Annotated in this window: 21 protein-coding genes; 3 read left to right on the forward strand and 18 right to left on the reverse strand. The window is 72.6% G+C overall.

The genetic code is table 11. The features are described 5' to 3' along the window. Positions 1-1011 (reverse strand): YdcF family protein, encoded by a 1011-nt coding sequence (locus tag ABT127_RS31070; protein ID WP_351457222.1) that lies wholly within the window; start codon positions 1009-1011, stop codon positions 1-3. Positions 1012-1102: 91 nt separating this feature from the next. Beyond that, on the reverse strand, positions 1103-1555 hold the full coding sequence (locus ABT127_RS31075; RefSeq protein WP_351457225.1) for a hypothetical protein: 453 nt from the start codon (positions 1553-1555) through the stop codon (positions 1103-1105). Between the two features lie 241 nt (positions 1556-1796). Here ABT127_RS31075 and ABT127_RS31080 point away from each other — a divergent pair, with 241 nt between their 5' ends. Then, positions 1797-2675, forward strand: a complete 879-nt coding sequence (locus tag ABT127_RS31080; protein ID WP_351457227.1) for an SDR family NAD(P)-dependent oxidoreductase — start codon at positions 1797-1799, stop codon at positions 2673-2675. Between the two features lie 54 nt (positions 2676-2729). On the opposite strand, the gene ABT127_RS31085 is transcribed toward ABT127_RS31080, so the two are convergent. Then, positions 2730-3392, reverse strand: coding sequence for a TetR/AcrR family transcriptional regulator (locus ABT127_RS31085; RefSeq protein WP_351457230.1), 663 nt, complete (start codon positions 3390-3392; stop codon positions 2730-2732). 146 nt (positions 3393-3538) lie between these two features. Between ABT127_RS31085 and ABT127_RS31090 the strand changes: the two genes are divergently transcribed. Both ABT127_RS31090 and ABT127_RS31095 read left to right on the forward strand, forming a co-directional pair. Beyond that, the gene (locus tag ABT127_RS31090; protein WP_351457233.1) at positions 3539-5014 is read left to right on the forward strand and encodes a DHA2 family efflux MFS transporter permease subunit; all 1476 of its coding nucleotides are present in this window, start codon (positions 3539-3541) and stop codon (positions 5012-5014) included. Positions 5015-5099: 85 nt separating this feature from the next. Then, positions 5100-5501: a helix-turn-helix domain-containing protein gene (locus ABT127_RS31095; protein WP_351457236.1), complete on the forward strand. Its 402-nt coding sequence runs from the start codon at positions 5100-5102 to the stop codon at positions 5499-5501. Positions 5502-5575: 74 nt separating this feature from the next. On the opposite strand, the gene ABT127_RS31100 is transcribed toward ABT127_RS31095, so the two are convergent. The 15 genes from ABT127_RS31100 to ABT127_RS31170 are packed head-to-tail and all read right to left on the reverse strand — an operon-like array spanning position 5576 to position 19141. Further along, positions 5576-6769, reverse strand: coding sequence for a cytochrome P450 (locus tag ABT127_RS31100; protein WP_351457239.1), 1194 nt, complete (start codon positions 6767-6769; stop codon positions 5576-5578). Between the two features lie 46 nt (positions 6770-6815). Then, positions 6816-8033, reverse strand: coding sequence for an NAD(P)/FAD-dependent oxidoreductase (locus ABT127_RS31105; RefSeq protein ID WP_351457241.1), 1218 nt, complete (start codon positions 8031-8033; stop codon positions 6816-6818). Next, positions 8030-8233 (reverse strand): ferredoxin, encoded by a 204-nt coding sequence (locus ABT127_RS31110; RefSeq protein ID WP_351457366.1) that lies wholly within the window; start codon positions 8231-8233, stop codon positions 8030-8032. Before ABT127_RS31110 ends, ABT127_RS31105 begins: the two co-directional genes overlap by 4 nt. A gap of 23 nt (positions 8234-8256) precedes the next feature. Next, positions 8257-9153, reverse strand: coding sequence for a TIGR03621 family F420-dependent LLM class oxidoreductase (locus ABT127_RS31115; protein ID WP_351457244.1), 897 nt, complete (start codon positions 9151-9153; stop codon positions 8257-8259). 54 nt (positions 9154-9207) lie between these two features. Further along, positions 9208-9825: an NADPH-dependent FMN reductase gene (locus ABT127_RS31120; protein WP_351457246.1), complete on the reverse strand. Its 618-nt coding sequence runs from the start codon at positions 9823-9825 to the stop codon at positions 9208-9210. Further along, a complete protein-coding gene (locus ABT127_RS31125) occupies positions 9822-11033 on the reverse strand; it encodes an MFS transporter (RefSeq protein ID WP_351457249.1) in 1212 nt (403 codons plus the stop codon). Before ABT127_RS31125 ends, ABT127_RS31120 begins: the two co-directional genes overlap by 4 nt. Next, a complete protein-coding gene (locus ABT127_RS31130; RefSeq protein ID WP_351457252.1) occupies positions 11026-12036 on the reverse strand; it encodes an LLM class flavin-dependent oxidoreductase in 1011 nt (336 codons plus the stop codon). Before ABT127_RS31130 ends, ABT127_RS31125 begins: the two co-directional genes overlap by 8 nt. Positions 12037-12038: 2 nt before the next feature. After that, positions 12039-12209 (reverse strand): hypothetical protein, encoded by a 171-nt coding sequence (locus tag ABT127_RS31135; protein ID WP_351457255.1) that lies wholly within the window; start codon positions 12207-12209, stop codon positions 12039-12041. Between the two features lie 42 nt (positions 12210-12251). Next, entirely contained in the window at positions 12252-14222 is a 1971-nt protein-coding gene (locus ABT127_RS31140) for an SDR family oxidoreductase (RefSeq protein ID WP_351457258.1), read from the reverse strand. Positions 14223-14225: 3 nt separating this feature from the next. After that, complete coding sequence (locus tag ABT127_RS31145) at positions 14226-15164, reverse strand: aromatase/cyclase (RefSeq protein WP_351457260.1); 939 nt, start codon at positions 15162-15164, stop codon at positions 14226-14228. 40 nt (positions 15165-15204) lie between these two features. Further along, positions 15205-16002 carry a 3-oxoacyl-ACP reductase FabG gene (gene fabG / locus ABT127_RS31150; protein WP_351457263.1) on the reverse strand — a complete coding sequence of 266 codons (798 nt, stop codon included), beginning with the start codon at positions 16000-16002 and terminating at the stop codon, positions 15205-15207. A gap of 14 nt (positions 16003-16016) precedes the next feature. Beyond that, positions 16017-16286 carry an acyl carrier protein gene (locus ABT127_RS31155; protein ID WP_351457266.1) on the reverse strand — a complete coding sequence of 90 codons (270 nt, stop codon included), beginning with the start codon at positions 16284-16286 and terminating at the stop codon, positions 16017-16019. A gap of 1 nt (position 16287) precedes the next feature. Further along, positions 16288-17529 carry a ketosynthase chain-length factor gene (locus tag ABT127_RS31160; RefSeq protein WP_351457269.1) on the reverse strand — a complete coding sequence of 414 codons (1242 nt, stop codon included), beginning with the start codon at positions 17527-17529 and terminating at the stop codon, positions 16288-16290. Beyond that, on the reverse strand, positions 17526-18818 hold the full coding sequence (locus ABT127_RS31165; RefSeq protein ID WP_351457272.1) for a beta-ketoacyl-[acyl-carrier-protein] synthase family protein: 1293 nt from the start codon (positions 18816-18818) through the stop codon (positions 17526-17528). The genes ABT127_RS31160 and ABT127_RS31165 overlap by 4 nt, the downstream gene beginning before the upstream one ends. Then, a complete protein-coding gene (locus tag ABT127_RS31170) occupies positions 18818-19141 on the reverse strand; it encodes a TcmI family type II polyketide cyclase (RefSeq protein ID WP_351457275.1) in 324 nt (107 codons plus the stop codon). The genes ABT127_RS31165 and ABT127_RS31170 overlap by 1 nt, the downstream gene beginning before the upstream one ends. Between the last annotated feature and the right edge of the window lie 13 nt (positions 19142-19154).

A 19154-nucleotide genomic window follows, 5' to 3' on the forward strand; every position in this document is an offset into this window, starting at 1 on the left:
TCACAGACCAAGCCCCAGCACCACGGCGAGTGCCACCAGCAGCACGCACAGGACGACATTGGCCTTCCGGTGCTCCCAGAACACCGCGACGAACTCCCGGATCGTGGCACTCGGCCAGAAATAGGAAGCGGTGGGAGAACCCAGCACCTGCCCGCGCACCCCCTCCCGGCGTGCGGTCATGGCCGCGCGGAACGCGTGGAAGTTGTTGGTCACCACCACGCACACGTACCGTTCGTCGGCCTCCTCCATCATGGCGCGGCTGAAGCGCAGGTTCTCCGATGTCGTACGGGATCGGGGCTCCTCCAGGACCAGCGCGGGGTCGGCTCCCTCGTCGATCAGCCAGCGGCCCATCGCCCGGGCCTCCGGGAGTCGTTCGTCCGGGCCCTGGCCGCCGGAGACCAGCAGCACCGGAGCCTCGGCGCCCCGCGCCACCTGCTGCGTGTGGATGCTCAGCCCGGCCCGGAGACGGGAGGCGAGCAGCGGCGGCACGCGGTCACCGCCGATGAGCCCCGAACCCAGCATCACCACGAAGTCCACGTCGCCCCGCACCCGGATACGCCCGTACAGAAAGGCGTAGGCGAGAAAGCACAGGAAGAGAAACGCGATGTAGCCCGTGACGAACACGACGGCCAGGATGAAGGCCCGGTAGCCCTTCGAGTCGCCCACGTAGTCGGCCGTGATCACGAGGGCGAGGATGGCGAAGATGCCCACCCCGGCCAGGGCTGACAGCAGATTGGCCGGTCTGCGGCCCTCTTTGCGGACCATGGTGAGACCGTTGGCGATGAGGAAGCCGCCGAGAACGATGACGGCGAGTACGGGCAGGAGAAAGACCAGCGAATACACCAGGACGGCCAGATTCTGCGGCAGCCTGTCCACCTGGGTGAGCAGGGCGAGCGAGAGGCTCAGCACGGTCAGGCCGAGCAGAACGGCGTTGCGGAACTGGCGGCGGTCCTGCCGGACACCCCAGCAGAACCAGAGCAGAAGGACGGTCGGCGGAGCGAAAGCGAGCACGGAGGACCTCGGGGGGGGCGTGGGCCGCGCGGACGTCGGCGCGGAGCAGAACGGGTGGGGGCCGGGGCGGAGTCGGCAGCGCGGGCGGTGGCTACTCCCCCGACCGGTGGTTTTCCTCCACCCAGTCCTTGTTCGTCTGCCAGGCATACAGGGTGTCGTTGTCCAGCGAGACGTAGTAGGAGCCGCAGCGCCCCTTCGCGGCGTCGTCGGCGTCCGCGGGGAACCATGAGGCGCTGATCTCGGGAGGCGGAGCGGTCCTGCCGTCGAGCGGCACGCATTGCGCGGGCAGTCGGCCGGTGCCGAGCGTCGCTTTCAGGATGCGTTCACCTCCGGTGGTCCTCATCGCGTAGGTCACCGACGCGGCATCGTCCGGCAACCAGCGGGGAACGCTCTCACGCTGTTCCTTCGCCTCCTTGCCCGTGGCGTAGGAAGACGTCTGCTCATGGCGCCCGTCATACCACTGTTCGGCCTCGGGTACGGCTACCGCTGCCGCGACCACGACCACTGCCGCGGCCCCCACGACGGCTACCAGAACGCCACGCATTGTTCTCTCCTGTTCGCATTCGCCCCCGCCCGATTTCACGCGAGGATGTCGATCTCTTCGTCCTTACATTCTTCCGTCTCTTAAATCCGTCATAGTCATTCTTTGCGACATTTAGCCGTACGCCTTGAGTCGCACCCTCCCCTAGGGGCCGTCCGGCGGATCATGCAGCCGTTCGGCCGTTCCGCGTTCATGAACTGCGGCTACGGTCGCCTCAGTTGATGTCCAGCACCCAGGGAGAGTCATGAGTCAGCCGACCGGCTCCGCACAGCGGACCGCCTTACGGGGTCCCGGAGTCCTCGTCGTCACCGGTGGTACGGACGGGATCGGGCGTGCGCTCGCCGAGCGGCGGCTCGGGGAGGGGGACACCGTCGTCGTCATCGGGCGGGCGCCGGAGAAGGGGGAGGCGTTCCTCGCGCACGCCGAGGAGACCGGCGCCGCGGACCGGGCACATTTCATCCGCGCCGATCTGGCCCTTCTCACGGAGAACCGGCGGGTGATCGACGAGCTGCGCGACGCCTTCCCGGTCATCGACACGCTGGTGTTCTGCGCCCGCTACTACCGTTCGGACCGGGCGGAGACGGCCGAGGGCATCGAGGAGACCTTCGCGCACTTCTACCTGAGCCGGTATCTGTTCGGGCACGGGCTGGCCGACTCGCTGCGCCGCTCGGCGCACCCCGTCGTGGTCAACGTGGCCGGGCCGGGCGCCGGTCTGGACGTCATCCGATGGGACGACCTGGAGTTCCGCGACGGCTATCACGGGGGCGCGGCCCTGGGGCAGGCCGGCAAGCTCAACGACCTGCTGGGGGTGACGTCCGCCGAGCGGTACGCCGACGCCGGACTGCGCTACGTGCTCGTCCATCCGGGTGCGACCGTGACCAGCATCGCCGGTCAGTACGACGCGGCGACCCTCCGGCACATCGAGGAGATGCAGCGCACCGCGAAGACGGTCGCCCAGGCCCTGGAGCCGATCGCCGCGGTCGTCGACCGTCCGCCGCGGCAGCCGCTCAGCGCGTTCGTCGAGGGCGCCGAACTCGACGTACGGACAGCGGACTTCGACAGGGCGGCCGCCCTGCGCCTGGACGAGGCGACCGAGGCGTTCCTCAAGGGCGCGTCGGCGTAACGAGCCGCGACGAGCCGAGGGAAACCGCACGAACTCGCCCGCGCGGTGGGCCGGTCAGCCCGCCGCGGGGGTCTCGGGCCCGAAGGCGTACAGGAACGTGTCGACCGCGGCGTCGGCCAGCTCGCGCAGTTCCGCGGGGCCGATCGTGCGGGTGCCGAGCCGCGAGCGGACCTCCAGCGGCCCGGTGATCAGGGCGAGGAGCTGCTCCGCCGCGAGCGCGGGGTCGCAGGGTCGCAGCCGGCCCGACAGGGTGAGCCGCGCGAGCCGGTCCGCGAGGGCCTCGCCGATCCGCAGGGAGGTGCGGCCCTGGACGATCTCGATGAGGTCCGGGAACCGGGCGACCTGCGCGTAGGTCAGCCAGCGCAACGAGCGGGAGCGTTTGTCACAACAGGAGCGGGCGAGACGCAGCGCCACGCCGGAGAGGGCCGCGCGCAGGTCGGCGCCCGGCGAGCGCAGCCCGTCGAGCACCTCGATGTTCCTCTGCATCACGGCCTCCGCCTCCGCGGTGAGGCTCGCGCGGAACAGCGTCTCCTTGTCCGTGAAGTGGTTGTAGACCGTCGGCTTGGCGACGCCCGCCTGCTCCGCGATCTCCTGCACCAGAGCCTGTGCGTAGCCGTGGGCGGCGAAGACGTCGAACGCCGCGCCGAGGATCGCGTTCCGCTTGTCGATGCGCCCGCGCGGGGGCGTCTTCGCTGCTGGTGCCGCTGCTGATGCCATGCCCCCAGGGTAGCCGCCGGCCTCTCGGAGTGAACCGGTGGATACAGATTTTCTGACCCGCCTGTTGCGTTCCTCATGAGGTTGCTAGATTGAACCTGCTGGTTCAATTTGAAGGCATCGACGTCCGTGGACACCAGGAGAGGACCATGACCAACCCTCTGGAAGACAAGCTCGATCCGGCCTTACGCAGGACGATCGGGGTGATCCTCGTCGGCGGGATCATGGGCATCCTCGACAGCTCCATGACCGCCGTCGCGGTGGACACCCTGTCCACCAGGTTCGACGCCTCGATCAGTGCGACCGGCTGGGTCTCCACGGGCTATCTGCTGGCACTGACCGTGACGATCCCCGTGACGGCCTGGGCCGTCGACAAGGTCGGCGGCCGGAAGCTTTGGCTGTCCGGTCTGGTCCTGTTCATGGTCGGCTCGGTCGCCTCCGGACTGGCCTGGAACATCGGCAGCCTCATCGCCTTCCGGGTTCTCCAGGGCTTCGGCGCCGGGCTTCTCGATCCGCTGATGCTGACGCTGCTGGCGCGCGCCGCGGGACCGGCCCGGATCGGCCGGGTGATGGGCGTGATGGGCATCGTCAGCTCGACCGGCCCGGTGCTCGGCCCGATCGTCGGCGGGGTCATCCTCCAGGGCCTCGACTGGCGCTGGATGTTCTTCGTGAACGTACCGATCGTGATCGTCGCGTTCCTCCTCGCCCGCCGCACCCTGCCCGCCGACGCCCCCGGGGCGCAGGCGTCCGTCGGCAAGCTCGACGTGGTCGGCGTCGCGCTCATCGGCCCGGGTGTCGCCGTCGGCGTGCTCGCCCTGTCGGAGGTCGCGCTGCGCGGCACGTTCACCACCTGGCAGGTGCTGCTTCCGCTGGCCGCCGCCGTCGTCCTCCTGGCCGCCTACGCGGTGCACGCGCTGCGCGGACGCGGGACGCCGCCGCTGATCGACCTGCGGCTGTTCACGCGCGGCAGCTTCACCGCGAGCGTCGTCGCGGCGGCCATCCTGGGCATCGCCACCTTCGCGAGCATCTTCGTGATCCCGCTCTACTACCAGCAGGTGCGCGGCACCGGCGTGTTCGAGGCCGGACTCCGGCTCGCCCCGTTCGGCGTCGGATCCGCGCTGGTCATGCCGCTGGCGGGCCGGCTGTCCGACCGCTGGGGCTCGCGGAACCTCGCGCTGACGGGTGCGGTCGTCGCCCTCCTCAGTTCGCTGGCGTTCTCCCGGTTCGACGCCGGCACCAGCCCGTACTGGCCGCTGCTCGCCGCGTTCACGCTCGGCATCGGCACCGGGTCGGCCGGGGCGCCCGTCATCGGCTCCGTGTACCGGACGCTGCCGCCCGCCCTCGTCCCGCAGGGCAGTTCGGTGCTGTACATGCTGAACCAGCTCGGCGCCTCACTGGGCATCGCCCTGGTCGCCCTGCTCATGCAGAACGCCGGGGCAGACCGTCCCGTCGCCGGATTCCAGCACGCGTACGTGGCCGTCATCGCGGCGCTGGCCGTCATGGTCGTCGCGACCTTCTTCATCCCGGGGAAGGCCGCTCCCCCGCCCGCGCCGTCCGCCGGACCGGACGATGCCGAGGTTCCCCCGGCCGCCGCCCAGGTCGGCGGCGAGCAGCCCGCCAGGTGAGCGGTGGCGTACCGGGCCGCGCCCACGACGCGGGCGCGGCCCGGTACGCCGTGCCAGGACAGACCGTCATGGAAGGTGATGCCCCATGTCCGAGCGGTGGATCGACATCCTCCTCGCCCCGGAACGCGACCGGCTGTCCGTCGCGGAGGTCTGTCGACGCAACGGAATCTCCCGCAAGACCTTCTACGTGTACCGCGACCGGTTCCGTGCCCTGGGCCCGGACGGTCTCGCCCCGCGTTCGCGTCGGCCGCTGAACTCCCCGCTGCGTACGGCGCGTTCGACGGAGCAGCTCATCACGCGGATCCGCGACGCCCGGCCCGGCTGGGGCGCCCGCCGCATCCGCAACGAGCTGGTGCGCCAGGGCGTCTCGCCCGTGCCGGCCGTGTCGACGGTGCACGCGATCCTGCGCAGGGGCGGCTTCCTGAGGGACGTGGACGACTCGGACCTGCGCGACACGGCGGGCGGGCAGGAGTGCGCGCGCGTCTGATCGGTCACGACGAAGCGGGTGGGTCCACCGGGACGATCGGTGGACCCACCCGCTTCGTGTGCCGCGACGGCCTCCTACCAGGCCACCGGCAGCCGGTTCACGCCGAACACCAGGGCGTCCTCCCGGTAGGCGACCTCGTCGAGGTCGACGGCGAGCCGCAGCGCGGGCAGCCGGCGGAGCAGGGCGGGCAGCGCGATCCGCAGTTCCAGGCGGGCGAGTTGCTGGCCGATGCACTGGTGGGCGCCGTAGCCGAAGGCGAGATGGGCCACCGCCCTGCGGCGGACGTCGAGCCGGTCGGGACCGTCGGGCACCAGATCGGTGCCGTGGTTGGCGGCGAGCGTCGACAGGACGACCCGCTCACCCGCCTTGACGGTCTGCCCGTCGAGATCCATATCGGTGGCGGCCTGGCGCACCAGGGGCGGCGCCACGGACAGCAGCCGCAGCAATTCCTCCACGGCGTCCGGCGCCGCCGTTCCGTCGTCGCGCACGATCGCCAGTTGATCGGGGTCGCGCAGCAGCGCGAGGGTGCTCAGGCCGATCATGCTGGACACGGTCTCGTGGCCCGCGACGAGGATGCTGTTGCCCATGCCGATCAGCTCGTCGTCGCTGAGGTCGTCGCCGTGCCTGCGGATCAGGTCGCCGAGGATGTCGTCACCGGGCCGCTCACGCTGACGGCGGACCAGGTCGCCCATGTAGACGGCCATCGCCGCGAAGTTCTCCAGCTGCTCCTCCAGGGTGTTGGCGACGTCGGTGCCGGTGGCGCTGCGGCGCTGGATGCCGTCGCGGTCCTCCAGGGGAATCCCGAGCAGTTCGCAGATCACGAGCAGCGGGACCGGTCCGGCGAACGTCTCGATCAGGTCGGCGCCGGGACCGGCCTCCTCCAGGGCGTCGAGCTGCGCCTCGACGATCCGGGAGACGGCGGGCTCGAGCGACCTGACCCGCTTGACGGTGAAGGCGCCGGTGAGCATCCGCCGGTAGCGGGCGTGCTCCTCGCCGTCGTAGTTGAGGAGGATCCCCGGCTGATTCATCACGGTGCGCGGGCCGGTGCGGTCGAAGGCGAAGCCGGCCTCGTACCGGTGGTCGGCCAGCACCGCGCGGGCGTCGGCCGCGCGGGTCACCAGGACGGCGTCGAAGGAGCCGAGCTGCGGATTGCTGACCGGTACCCGCGGGAGCCGCGGGTCCTCCCGCACCCGTTCCAGTTCCGCGTCGGGGCGGAACGGGCAGCCTGCGGGGCGCCGGTTGTTGGGCATGGGTACGGAACCCGTCATGGTGGGCCTCCTGTTGTGTCTGGTGGGTTCTGTGTCTTCTGCGTGGTCAGAGCGGTCGGATGGGGAGGGCCGTCGCCGGGGCGGGCCCGGTGGTGTCGAGCAGCCTGCGGGCCGTGCGGAGGCTGCCCGCGGAGTTCCAGCCGACGACGCCGACGAGCCGTCCGGCGAGCTCGGCGTGGGCGACGAACCGGTGGCTGTCGAGGGTCCCTTCGACGATCCGGACCGAGGACCGCGCGGGGACGGATCCGTAGACCTGGATGCGGACCTGGTACTGGTCGGACCAGAAGTAGGGCACCGGCCGGTAGCCGGCGGCCGGCGTGCCGAGGAGGTCCGCGGCCACGAACAGCGCCTGCTCGGTGGCGTTCGTACGGTTCTCCAGGCGGACGCCGCGCCCGGCGGGGCCCGCGCCGCCGAACCGGGCGACGTCACCGACCGCGTACACGTCGTCGGCCGCGCGGCACCGGTCGTCGCAGACCAGGCCGTCGTCGACGGTGAGGCCGCTGCCCGCGAGCCAGTCCGTGGCGGGGCGGGCGCCGACCGCGACGACGACCACATCGCCGGGAACCACGTCACCGGCGGCCGTGCGCACTCCGGTCACCCGGCCCGCCGCGCCGACCGGACCCGTCACCGGCGTCGAGGTCAGCAGACGGACACCGTGCCCGGTGTGCAGCCGGGCCAGCTCGCCGCCGATCGTGGCACCGAGCAGCCGCTCCATGGGGTGTGCGGCCGGTTCGACGAGCGTCACCGGCAGGCCGAGATCCCGTATCGTCGCGGCGATCTCGCAGCCCAGGACACCGGCGCCCACGACGACGGTCCGCCGGGCGGTGCGCAGGTCGGCGCGGAGCCGGACGCTGTCGGACAGGGTGCGCAGCGTGTGGACTCCGGCGAGACCGCTCTGCCCGGGGAGGCTTCGTGCGTGGGATCCGGTGGCCACGACGAGCCGGCCGTAGCGCAGGGTGGCGCCGTCGCTCAGGGTGAGGCGGTGCCGCGCCGCGTCGAGGGCGACGGCCCGCCGGCCCAGGCGCAGATCGAGGCCGAGGCCGTCGAGTGCGGGACGCTCGCTCAGCCGGGTGCGGTCGGGCGGCCACCGACCGGAGAGCACCTCCTTCGACAACGGCGGCCGGTCGTAGGGCAGTTCGTCCTCGGCGCCGATCAGGGCGAGGCTGCCGGGGAAGCCCCGCCGCCGCAGCGCCCGCGCCACGGTGAGGCCGCCGACGGACGCGCCGACGATCGCCACGTCCGTGGCGGCCGGTTCCGCGCTCACGCCGCGCCGTTCACCAGGCGGATGGCGGCGGCCGGGCACAGCAGGGCCGCCTCCTCGACGGTCTCGCGGAAGCCGGCCGGCGGCCGGGGGTCGAGGAGGACGACGACGCCGTCGTCCTCCCGCTGGTCGAAGACCTCGGGGGCCGCCACGACACAGTGTCCGGCGGCGACGCAGCGGTCCTCCGCGACGCTGATGCGCAGCGTCCCGGTCTCCTGCGGTGCGTTCATCGGAGCTCCTCGATGACCTTGGCGAACGCCTCCATCTCGGGTTCGAGCACGCTGAAGTAGGTCAGGCCGAACCGTTCGCTGCGCTCGCGGAGCTGGTCGGCGCAGTCGCGGGGCGACCCGATGAGGATGGAGGGGAGCTGGGCGAGTTCGGCGGGATCGAGGTCGAGGGTGTTCTGCCACACGTCGGTGACGTCGCCGAGCGGTCCCGAGGGCAGTACGCGGTGGACCGGGACGTTCAGCTCGACGTCGCGGGCGCGGTCGCCGAGCAGAGCGTGCACCTCGTCGACCTGCCGGGTGATCTCGTCGAGTCCGCCGAGCCGCAGCCCGTCGCCGTCGCGCACGGGCGCGGTCGCGGTGAACCCGATGATGTCGGCGTGTTCGGCGGCCAGGCGCAGCACGCGGCGGCCCCGTCCCGCGATCATCAGCGGAGGTCCCTGCGGCTGGTCCGGCGGCGGGGTCAGTCCGGAGCGGCCGGAACCGCCGAGGATGCGGCGCAGTTCCCGGACGGTGCGCTCCAGGTGGTCGACGCGTTCGCGCGGCGCCGACCAGGGCAGGCCCGCGGCGTCGAACTGTGCCTTGTCGTAGCCCGCGCCGAGCCCTATCTCGACGCGGCCGCCCGTGTAGTGGTCGACGGTCGCGATGTCCCGGGCGAGGACGGTGGGGTTGTAGAACTGCGTGTTGAGGACGAGGGTGCCGACCCGGATCCGCTCGGTGGCCTCGGCGGCCAGCGCGAGCGTCGTCATCGGGGCGGGCATGCCGAGGTGGTCGGAGACGGACACGACGTCGTAGCCGAGGCTCTCGGCCTGGCGGGCCTTGGCCACCCACTGGGCCCGGGTGCTGGGCGTGAACGCGCAGAGGCCGAAGCGCAGGGGCCGGTGGTGCGGGCTGGTCACGGGGGAACCCTTCTGTCGGATCTCGGGGGGCCGGGCGGCGCCGGGCCCGGCGGGTCAGCGCTGGTAGGGGCGCAGGGCGCGGGCGGTGCGCAGGGCCTCGGCCCACCAGACGAGCCGGCTGAGCATGGTCTTCGCGGCGACCTCGCTCTCCTCGGCGTCGCGGGGGCGGTCACCGTCGAACTTGTTCCACGCCTGGTGGAAGACGAGCGATTCGCGCAGGGGCACCGCGTGCAGTTCGGTGAAGACGTGGCGCAGGTGGGCGACGGCCCACAGGCCGCCGCTCATCCCGCCGTAGGAGACGAAGCCGACGGGCTTGGCCGCCCATTCGTCGAAGATCCAGTCGATGGCGTTCTTCAGGGCGGCGGGGAGGGTGTTGTTGTACTCGGGGGTGACGACGACGAACGCGTCGGCCCGGGCGAGTCGTGCGGCCAGGTCGTCGCGGAGCCGGCCGGTGGCCTCGTCGGGCGGGTCGCCGGGCGTGGCCAGTTCGAGGGGCAGCGGGTAGTCGATCAGGTCGATGAGGTCGACGGTCACGTCGTCGCGCTGGGTGGCCTGCCCGGCGAACCAGCGGGCCACGGTGGGGCCGAAGCGGCCGGCGCGGACGCTCCCGATGAGGACCGCCACGGTGAGCGGTCCGGTGGGCGATGCCGGGGTCGGCGGGTGTGCGCTCATGTCGGTTGGCTCCCTGAGGTGGAAGGGCCGCGCAGGCCGGTGAGGGCGACGGCGAGACCGGCCGCCCCGGCCAGCGCGATCGTGAGCAGGGCGGCGCGGTCGCCGCCGTGGGTGAGCAGGGCGCCGACCGGTGGCAGCAGCAGGACGCCGCCGAGCTGGACGCCCGTCTGGTACAGGGGCACGGCCGCGCCGCGCTCCAGCGGCGTGAGCCCCTGGGTCACCTGGAGGTTGAGCGCTCCGAAGGCGAGGACGAACGCGATGCCGACCAGCAGGAGCGTCGGCAGCAGGACCGCCGCGTAGGACCCTGTCCCGGGGCGCAGCAGGAGCAGCAGTTGTCCGGCGAACGCGGCCGCCGCGCCCGCCGCGACGGGCCCCCGGGTGCCGAAGCGTGCGGCCAGGCGTCCCGCGTACGCGGCCGACAGGGCGAGCGGGACACAGGCCGGCAGGAGGGCGAGCGCCGTCTGCCAGGGCTCCCAGCCGTATTGCCCGGTGACGCGGAACGTGATGAGCAGCAGCAGACTGGCGTACGTGCCGTTGAGGCAGGCCGCGACGAGCGTGGCGCGGATCGGCGCACGATGGCCCCGGAGCACCGGTGCCGGGCGGGGCGCGGCACTCCCCCGTGCGGTGCGCGGGATGACCCGCAGGCCCCGGGCGAACAGCAGCAGCGCGACGGGCGCCGGGAACAGGAAGGTCCAGCGCCAGCTCACCGGGGTCAGCACTCCGGACAGCAGCAGGCCGAGGGTGAAGCCGGAGGCGCCGAACAGCGAGTAGACGGACACCGCCCGGCGCAGTTGCGGGCCGTCGGGGAAGGTGGCGCCGATGAGCGTCAGACCGGCCGGCGCGGTGAGCGCGGCGCAGCCACCCTTGACCACGCGCGAGGCGATCAGCAGCCCCGTCGTGTCGCTGAGCCCGCCCGCGACCGAGGCCAGGGCGAAGACGAGGAGCGCGACGAGATAACAGCGGCGCAGGCCCCAGCGGGCCGTGAGCCGGGGGCCGACGAGCAGGACGGCCGCGAAGCCGAGGGCGAAGCCGCTCATCAGCCACTGCACCGTCCAGAGCGACAGCCGCAGATCGGCGGCGATCGACGGCAGGGCCACGAGCACCAGGGAGACCTCGATCGAGTCGAGGACCATGTTGCCGGACAGGACGAACAGCATCCGGCCCGCGCCCCGGTCGGAGCGCGCCGGTGCGGCGGTGGTCTCAGCCACCGGCCGCCGCCCCGGCGAGCGACGTTCCGAGCCGCTCGGCGAGCAGCACGGGCAGCCGCTCGCTGATCAGCTCGATGTTGCGTACGACGAGGTCGTCGGGCATGCCCGCGACGCTCGCCCAGAAGATCAGGTGGCGTACGGGGAGTCCCCTGATCCGCTCGGCGATCCGGGTCGCCGCGTCCTCGGGTGTGAGGATCTCCAGGAGCGACCAGGAGCCGTCCGCGGCCGGCGGCTGGGGGAAGTCGTCGGCGTCGAGGAGGGGCGGCCTCGGCTGGTCGGTGCCTTCGACGGAGCCCTGCTGGTAGCTGTTCATCTGGTGGGCGAGATGGGGGGCGACGCGCGGCCAGGCGGCCTCGGGGTCGTCGGCCAGGATGACGGGGAGCAGGTCGGACACGCGGGCGGTGGCCGGATCGTGTCCGCCTTCGGTGAGGCCCGCGCGGTAATGGCCGTACATCGCTTGGGAGATGTGCAGGAGGCCGATCCCGAGGCGGCCGGCGAGGCGGGCGCCGCGCGGCCCGTAGAAGCCGCCCCAGACGGGCACGGGCGACTGGAGCGGGCCCGGGGTGACGCCGCCCTCGTCCCACAGGCGCCGGATCTCGCGGACGTTGTCGCCGACCTGGTCGATGCGCCGCTTGAAGTCCGCGCCGTACAGCTCGTACTCGGGGACCCGGTACCCGGCGCCGAGGCCGAGTTCGAGGCGGCCGCCGCTGATGAGGTCGACGACGGCGGCGTCCTCGGCGATCCGGGCGGGGTGGTGGAGGTTCGGCAGGAGCACCGAGGTACCGATGCGGACGTGGCGGGTCCGGGCGGCCGCCGCGGCGGCGAACGTCAGCGGCTGCGGCAGGTAGCCGTCGTCGAACAGGTGGTGCTCGGTGAACCAGACACCGCCGGCGCCGCGCAGGTCGGCCTCCTCGCAGTACTCCAGGGAGCGGGCGTAGTGGTCGGCCCACGGGCGGTGCCACTGCCGGGGGTTGCGCAGGTCGAAGAGAAGTCCGACGTCCATCCTCAGCTCTCCGTTCGGGCGGTGCGGGGCGGTCGGGCGCCGAGCCGGTCGGGCGCGGTGGCGAACACGCGGGCGACGAGCGCGCGCAGGTCTCCGGTCTCGTCCGGTTCGCGGACCGGGGCCGCGGGGATGCGGCGCGGGGGCGGCGGCCAGAGGATGTGGGCGGTGGTCATGGTCGGTCACGCTCCTTCGCGGGTGGGCGGACTGCGGGGCGGTCAGCCGAGGAGGGTGCCGCCGCTCGCGTCGATGAACGCCCCGGTGACCCAGCGGGCGTCGGGCGAGGCGAGGAAGGTGACGACGTCGGCGACGTCGACGGCCTCGCCGACCCGTTTGAAGGCGGAGAACTGGGCCATCTGTTCGACGGCCTCGGGGATGTCGAAGAGCGCGCTGCCGTTGTTGGTGATGCCGGGCGCCACGCTGTTCACGGTGATGCCGCGCGGGGCCAGGTGCCGTGCGAAGTGCAGGGAGATCTGCTCCACGGCCGCCTTGGTCATGGCGTAGGCGGCCTGGTCGGGGCTGGCGAACCGGGTGAGGCCGGAGGAGATGTTGATGATGCGGCCGTTGTCGCGGAGCAGTCCGAGGGCGCGCTGGACGATGAGGAACGGCGCCTGGGCGTTCACGGCGAAGAGCCGGTCGAGTTCCTCGGGGGTCACGTCCTCGGGCTGGATGCCGGCCGGGGTGGTGATGCCCGCGTTGTTGACCACGATGTCGAGCGCGGCTTCCCCGGTGCGTTCCTTCAGTCCCTGTTCCACGCCGAGGAACAGTTCGTGGACGTCGCCCGGTACGCCGAGTTCGGCGCGGACGGGGAAGGCGCGGCCGCCGTCGCGCTCGATCAGTGCGACGGTCTCGCGGGCGGCGTCCTCTCCGGTCGAGTAGTGCACGGCGACCAGGGCTCCCTCGTCGGCGAGGCGCTGGGCGATGGCCCGGCCGATGCCCCGGCTCGATCCGGTCACCAGTGCCGTCTTGTCGGTGAGCCTGCCCATGGGGTGAGTCCTCTCGGTGGTTCGGTCGGGGGATGTGCGGGTGGTGGGGTCCGGGCCGGGGGCGGCCGGCGCGGCGAGGCCGCTGACGGACCGGGCCAGGCGGTGGCGTACGGGCTCGAACCGGAGGAGTTCCGCGACGAGTTCGCGCAGCGGCTCGACCTCCGCGCCGCCGAGGAGCAGCAGCGACTGCGCCTGGATGTCGGTGAGGGTGCGGGCGCCGTCCGCTCTGCGGGTCCTGTCGTACGTGTCGAGCGGGTCCCGGCCGGGTCCGGCGGGGCGGCGTGCGGCGAGCCGGACGCCGAGTTCGGCCGCGTCCCGCAGGCCCAGGTTGAGGGCCTGTCCGCCGACCGGCATCTGTACGTGGGCGGCGTCCCCGGCGAGCAGGACGCGGCCCTTGCGGTAGCGGGTCGCCTGACGGCGGGTGTCGTCGAAGGCGTTGAGCCAGGTCGGCCGGCCGTGGCCGATGTCCTCGCCGGTCACCTCGGCCCAGGCGGCCACGACCTCGTCGAAGCCGGGCGGTCCGGTGCGCCTTTGGGGGGCGGTGCCGGTGACGTGCACCATCACGCGGGTGCTGCCGTCCGGCCAGCGGTGGGCGGTGGCGAGGCCGCGGGGGTGGCGTTCGAAGCGGCGGTCCGGGATGTCGAGGCCGTCGACGTCGGCCCGGAGCATCTCGCGTCGGGCGTCCGTACCGGCGAAGTCGAAGTCCCACAGCCTGCGCACGGTGCTGTCGCCGCCGTCGCAGCCGACGACGTGGGCGCAGGTGAGGGTGGTCCGGCGGCCGTCGGGGTCGACGGCCGCCACGGCCATCCCGTCGCCGGTGTCGCGCAGGCCGACGACGCGCAGGCCGCGCCGGAGGTCGGCGCCCAGCTCCGTGGCGCGTTCCTGGAGCACCGCCTCCAGCCGGGTCTGCGGGCACTTCCACTGTCCGGCGTACGGGTGGGCGGGGTCGGCGGCGGTGAGGTCGAGCGGCAGGCCACCGAAGTGGCCGGTGCCGCCGCCCGTCAGATCACCAAGGCGTTCCAGGACGCCGCGCCGCGCGAGCAGTTCCATGGTGCGGGTGTGCAGGGTGGACGCCCGCGACTCGGTCATCGGCTCGGTGAGCTGCTCCACCACGACCGTCGGTACGCCGTGCGTGCGCAGGTCTCCGGCGAGGAGCAGCCCGACCGGTCCGGCGCCGACGATCACGACTCCGTCGTCCGGCATGGGTCAGCGCCGCGCTTCCGCGTACTGCTTGGCGTGTTCCAGGGTGGCCCGGCTGTTGGTGCCGAGCGCCTTGCGGACGAAGGCCCGCGCCTCGGGCACCCCGGCGTCCGGGCCGAGGACGGTGGTGATGTTCCCGGCGTTCAGCACGACGGTGTGCTGGGAGCTGGCGGTGACGACGCCGTCGTCGTCCGTGCGGAACTCCCAGTACCCGGTGTGCAGGGCCATGAGGGCCGGCAGCGTCGTCTGCTTGTACGCGATCTTGTGGTGGGGGAAGCAGACCCGTACGGACTCCGTGGTGTGGGTGCTGCCGTCGACGGCCTTGGTGTCCATCCGCAGGACCTGGAGTCCGGGCGTGTCCTCGGTGAGCCGGACCGCGCTGACGTGCGGCAGCCGCTCGGTCCACCGGTCGGCCTCGTTCACGAAGTCGTACAGGTCCTTCACGGAGCCGTTGACCCGCACCGAGTCGACGAACGACAGCGTCAGTTCGTAGTGCGTCGCCGCCTGTTCGAGCCCGTCCTTGAGGCCGGGGAGTTCCTCACGGCTGTTGCGGTCGACGGCGCGGTCGATCCAGGCGAGCCCGTCGGGGTCGTCGTCGACGGCACGGTAGGTGTGCAGCAGCCGCAGCCGGGTCTCGTCCGGGCCCTGCGGTTCGACGATCCAGGTGCCGCTCATCTCCGCGACCGGCGGTGCGGAGACCTCCTGGCGGAACGTGATGCACAGCGCCTCGCCGTCGAGTTCGCGCACCGAGGTCCAGTTCTTCGCCTCGCCGTTGGCGGTGGCCCAGATCCGGATGCGTTCGTGGCCCGCGTCCCGCTCCAGGTACTCGACGTGCACGTTCGGCGGGAAGAGGCGCGGCCAGTTCTCCACCTCGGCGAGCAGCCGGTAGACGTCGGCGGCCGGGGCGTGCACGGTGATGCCGTGTTCGACCTCACGGACGGTCATGGGTGAAATCCCTTCAGCGGTCGGTGGCTTCGGTGGCGGGTCAGAAGTTGCCGAGGCCGCCGCAGACGTTGAGGGCCTGCGAGGTGATGGAGGCGGCGGTGTCCGAGGCGAGGTAGCCGACGAGGCCGGCGACCTCCTCGGGCGTCGAGTAGCGGCCGAGCGGGATCTTCGCCTCGAACCTGGTGCGGATCGCGTCCTCGGAGGTGTCGTAGGCGGCCGCGTAGCCCTGGCGCACGCGCTGGGCCATCGGCGTCTCGACGTAGCCGGGGCAGACCGCGTTGACGGTGATGCCGGTCGGCGCGAGTTCGTTGCCGAGCGCCTTGGTGAAGCCGACGACCCCGTGTTTGGAGGCCGAGTAGGGCGCGCCGAGCACGACGCCCTGCTTGCCCGCGGTGGAGGCGATGTTGATGATCCGGCCGCGGTCCTTGCCGCGCATGCCGCCGGTGGTCAGGACGGCACGGGTGACGAGGAAGACGCTGGTGAGGTTGGTCGCGATGACGTCCTCCCAGAGGTCGTCGTCGAGGTCGGCCGTCACGCCGCCGCCCGAGCGGCCCGCGTTGTTCACCAGGACGTCGATCGGTCCGAAGCGGGCGACGGCCTCCCGTACGACCGTCTCGATCTGCTCCCTGGAGCGGACGTCGCCGGTGGTGCCGTCGACGTCGAGGCCCTCGTTCTGGAGGGACTTGACCGTGTCCGCGACCGCCTGCTCGTCGCGGGCGCACAGGAAGACGCGGTGCCCCTGCCCGGCGAGGAGCCGGGCCGACGCGAGGCCGATGCCGCTCGTGGCGCCGGTGACGAGGGCGACGCGGGCCGCCGTGCCGTGGCTGCTGTCCGTCATGGCTCGTCCCCCGGTCAGACGGTCGCGGCGACGGTCAGGTGGCTGTTGACGAGGTCGATGAGCTGCCGCGGTGTCCTGGCGCCGGCCAGCGCCTCCTCGTCGAGACTGATCCCGCGGGTGCGCTCGATGCGGCCGGCGGTCTCCAGGAGCGCCAGCGACTCGTAGCCGAGTTCCTCGAAGTCGTTGTCGAGGATGTCGCCCGCGAGGTCGACGTCCTCGTCGGTGCCCGCGGCCTCCAGGAGGACGGTCCTCAGGTCGTTCAGGGTGAATGCGCTGGCTGACATGTCAGGCCTTTCGTACGGAGGTGGAGGGTTCGGCGGCGCGCACGACCATCGCGGAGTTGAATCCGCCGTGGCCGCGGGCCAGGACGAGGGCGGCGCGCGGCGCGGCGGGCCGCGGGGCGCCGGTCACCAGGTCGATGTCGTACGCCGGGGACAGCACGGATCCGGTGGTGGGCGGGATGACGCCGTCGCGGAGGGAGAGCAGGGCGGCGGCGAGGTCGAGCGGAGCGGCGCCCGAGTAGAGGCGGCCGGTCGTCGTCTTCGGCGCGGTCACCGGTACGCCGCGCACTCCGAACACCTTGGTGAGGGCCTCGGCCTCGGTCCGGTCGAGTTCCGGGACGGCGGCGGCGTCGGCGAAGACCACGTCGATGTCGTCGGGCGTCAGGTCCGCGTCGGCGACAGCCAGTTCGACGGCCCGCTGGAGCCCGGGGCCGCGGTCGCTGCCGGGGCGCGGGTCCATGGTGGAGGCATAGCCCGCTATCTCGCCGTAGACGTGTGCGGCGCCGCGCTCCCGGGCGTCGTCGGCGTTCTCCAGGACGAGGAGCGCGCCGCCCTCTCCGGGGACGTGTCCGGCAGCACGGTCGTCGAACGGCAGGTAGGCGCGCTCGGGGTCGTCGCCGGTGTTCAGGCGTCCGCTGGTCAGCTGGGCCACCCAGCCCCAGGGGCACAGGGAGGCGTCGACGGCGCCGGAGACCACCATGCGGGTGCCCTTGCGGATCTGCCGGCGGGCCTGGGCGACGGCGTCGAGGCCGCCCGCCTGGTCGCTGACCACCACGCTGCTCGGTCCGCGCAGTCCGCCGCGGATCGATATCTGGCCGCTGTTGACCGCGTAGAACCAGGCGAACGACTGGTAGGCGCTGACGTACTGGCCGCCCTGGCTCCACAGCGCCCGCAGTTCGTTCTGCCCGAACTCGAAGCCGCCGGAGTGGCTCGCCGTGATGACGCCGACGTCGTAGTCGGGCAGTTCGGCGGGGACCACGCCGGCGTCCGCGAACGCCCAGTCGGCGGCGACGAGGGAGAGCCGGGTCATCCGGTCCGTCTGCGGGAGCAGCCGGCTCGGCAGGTGTTCGGCGGCGTCGAAGCCGCTGATCTCGCCCGCGAGGCGCGCCGGGTACCCGGAGGCGTCGAACCGGGTCACCGGGCCGATCGCGCCGCGTCCGGCGAGCGTCGCCGCCCAGTACTCCTCGACGCCCAGGCCGGTCGGCGCGAGCACGCCGAGCCCGGTGACGAGCGTGCGGCGCGTCATCGCTGCCTCCGCTCGGGGTCGGCGAGCACGATCGCGCTCTGGAATCCGCCGAATCCGCTGCCGACGGAGAGGACCGCGTCGGTGAGCTGGTCCCGGGCCGTCAGCGGTACGTAGTCCAGATCGCACTCGGGGTCGGGCGTGTGCAGGTTCGCGGTCGGCGGTACGACGTCGTGGACCATGGCGAGCACGGAGGCGGCCACCTCGATGGAGCCGATGGCGCCCAGCGAGTGCCCCACCATCGACTTGATGGAGCTGACCGGGGTGCGGTGGGCGTGCGCGCCGAGGCTGCGCTTGAAGGCGGCCGTCTCGTGCCGGTCGTTCTGCTTGGTGCCCGAGCCGTGCGCGTTGATGTAGTCGATGTCCGTGGGGTTCAGCCGGGCCTCGTCGAGCGCGACCCTGATCGCCTCCGCCATCTCCTTGCCGTCGGGGCGCAGGCCCGTCATGTGGAAGGCGTTGGAGCGGGTCGCGTAGCCGGCCACCTCGGCGTAGACGCGGGCGCCGCGGGCGCGGGCGCTGGTGAGCTCTTCGAGGACGAACACGGCGGCGCCCTCGCCGAGGACGAAGCCGTTGCGGCTGGCGTCGAAGGGGCGGGAGGCGTGCTCCGGGTCGTCGTTGCGCGGGGTCGTCGCCTTGATCGCGTCGAAGCAGGCCACGGTGATCGGGGAGATCGGCGCGTCGGACGCGCCCGCGACCATGACGTCGGCGGTGCCCTCGCGGACCAGGTCGGCGGCGTAGCCGATCGCGTCGAGGCCGGAGGTGCAGCCCGTGGAGACGACGGTGGCCGGGCCCTCGGCGCCGACCGCCCAGGCGACCTCGGTCGCGAACGAGCTCGGCACCATGAAGTTGTAGAGGTGCGGCACCGCGTAGGTGTGGTCGACGAGTTCCAGGCGGCCGTCGTCGCTGACGGTCCGGTACTCCTGGTCGAGGCCCATCGTGGCGCCGACCGCGCTGCCGACGGTGACGCCGGTGCGGCGCGGGTCGAGCGTCTCGAAGGCGAGCCCGCTGTCGGCCACCGCCTCGCGCGCGGTGACCACGGCGAACTGCGCGGCGCGGTCCATGCGCCGGATCTCCTGCGGGGTCAGGCCGGCCGTTTCGGGGTCGAAGTCGACCTCGGCGGCCACCTGCGAGCGGAACGGCGAGGGGTCGAAGGTGGAGATGCGGCGGGTGGCGGTGCGGCCGTCGGTGAGGAGGCTCCAGAACGCCTTGGCCCCGACGCCGCCGGGGGCGGTCACGCCGACTCCGGTGATGACGACCCGCCGTTCCCCGGCGCTGCGCAGGGCGCCTGCCATCAGGCACCCCACGCGTAGAAGCGCTGGGCCATCGCGTCGGCGGGCGAGCGCCAGGTCGCCGGGTCGTACGCCTCGATGTAGGGCTTGAGGTCCTGGCTGATCGCGGTGAACCGCGGATCGTTCCTGGCGTCCTCGATGCGTCCGGCGCCGTCGTTGCCGTCGAAGTCCTGGAGGTGGAAGTAGAGGCCGCGGTAGGCGAAGAGCTGGCGGCGGCGGGTGCCCATCCGGGCGGGCATGTCGGTGCGGTCGAAGGCGTCGAAGAGTTCGGCGACGTTCTCGGCGGCGGCCGGGGCCATCCGCGCGACGATCAGTGTGCTGTGCATGGTTCTCCTTGGT

This window comes from Streptomyces sp. NPDC001904 (assembly GCF_040297005.1).
GTDB lineage: Bacteria > Actinomycetota > Actinomycetes > Streptomycetales > Streptomycetaceae > Streptomyces.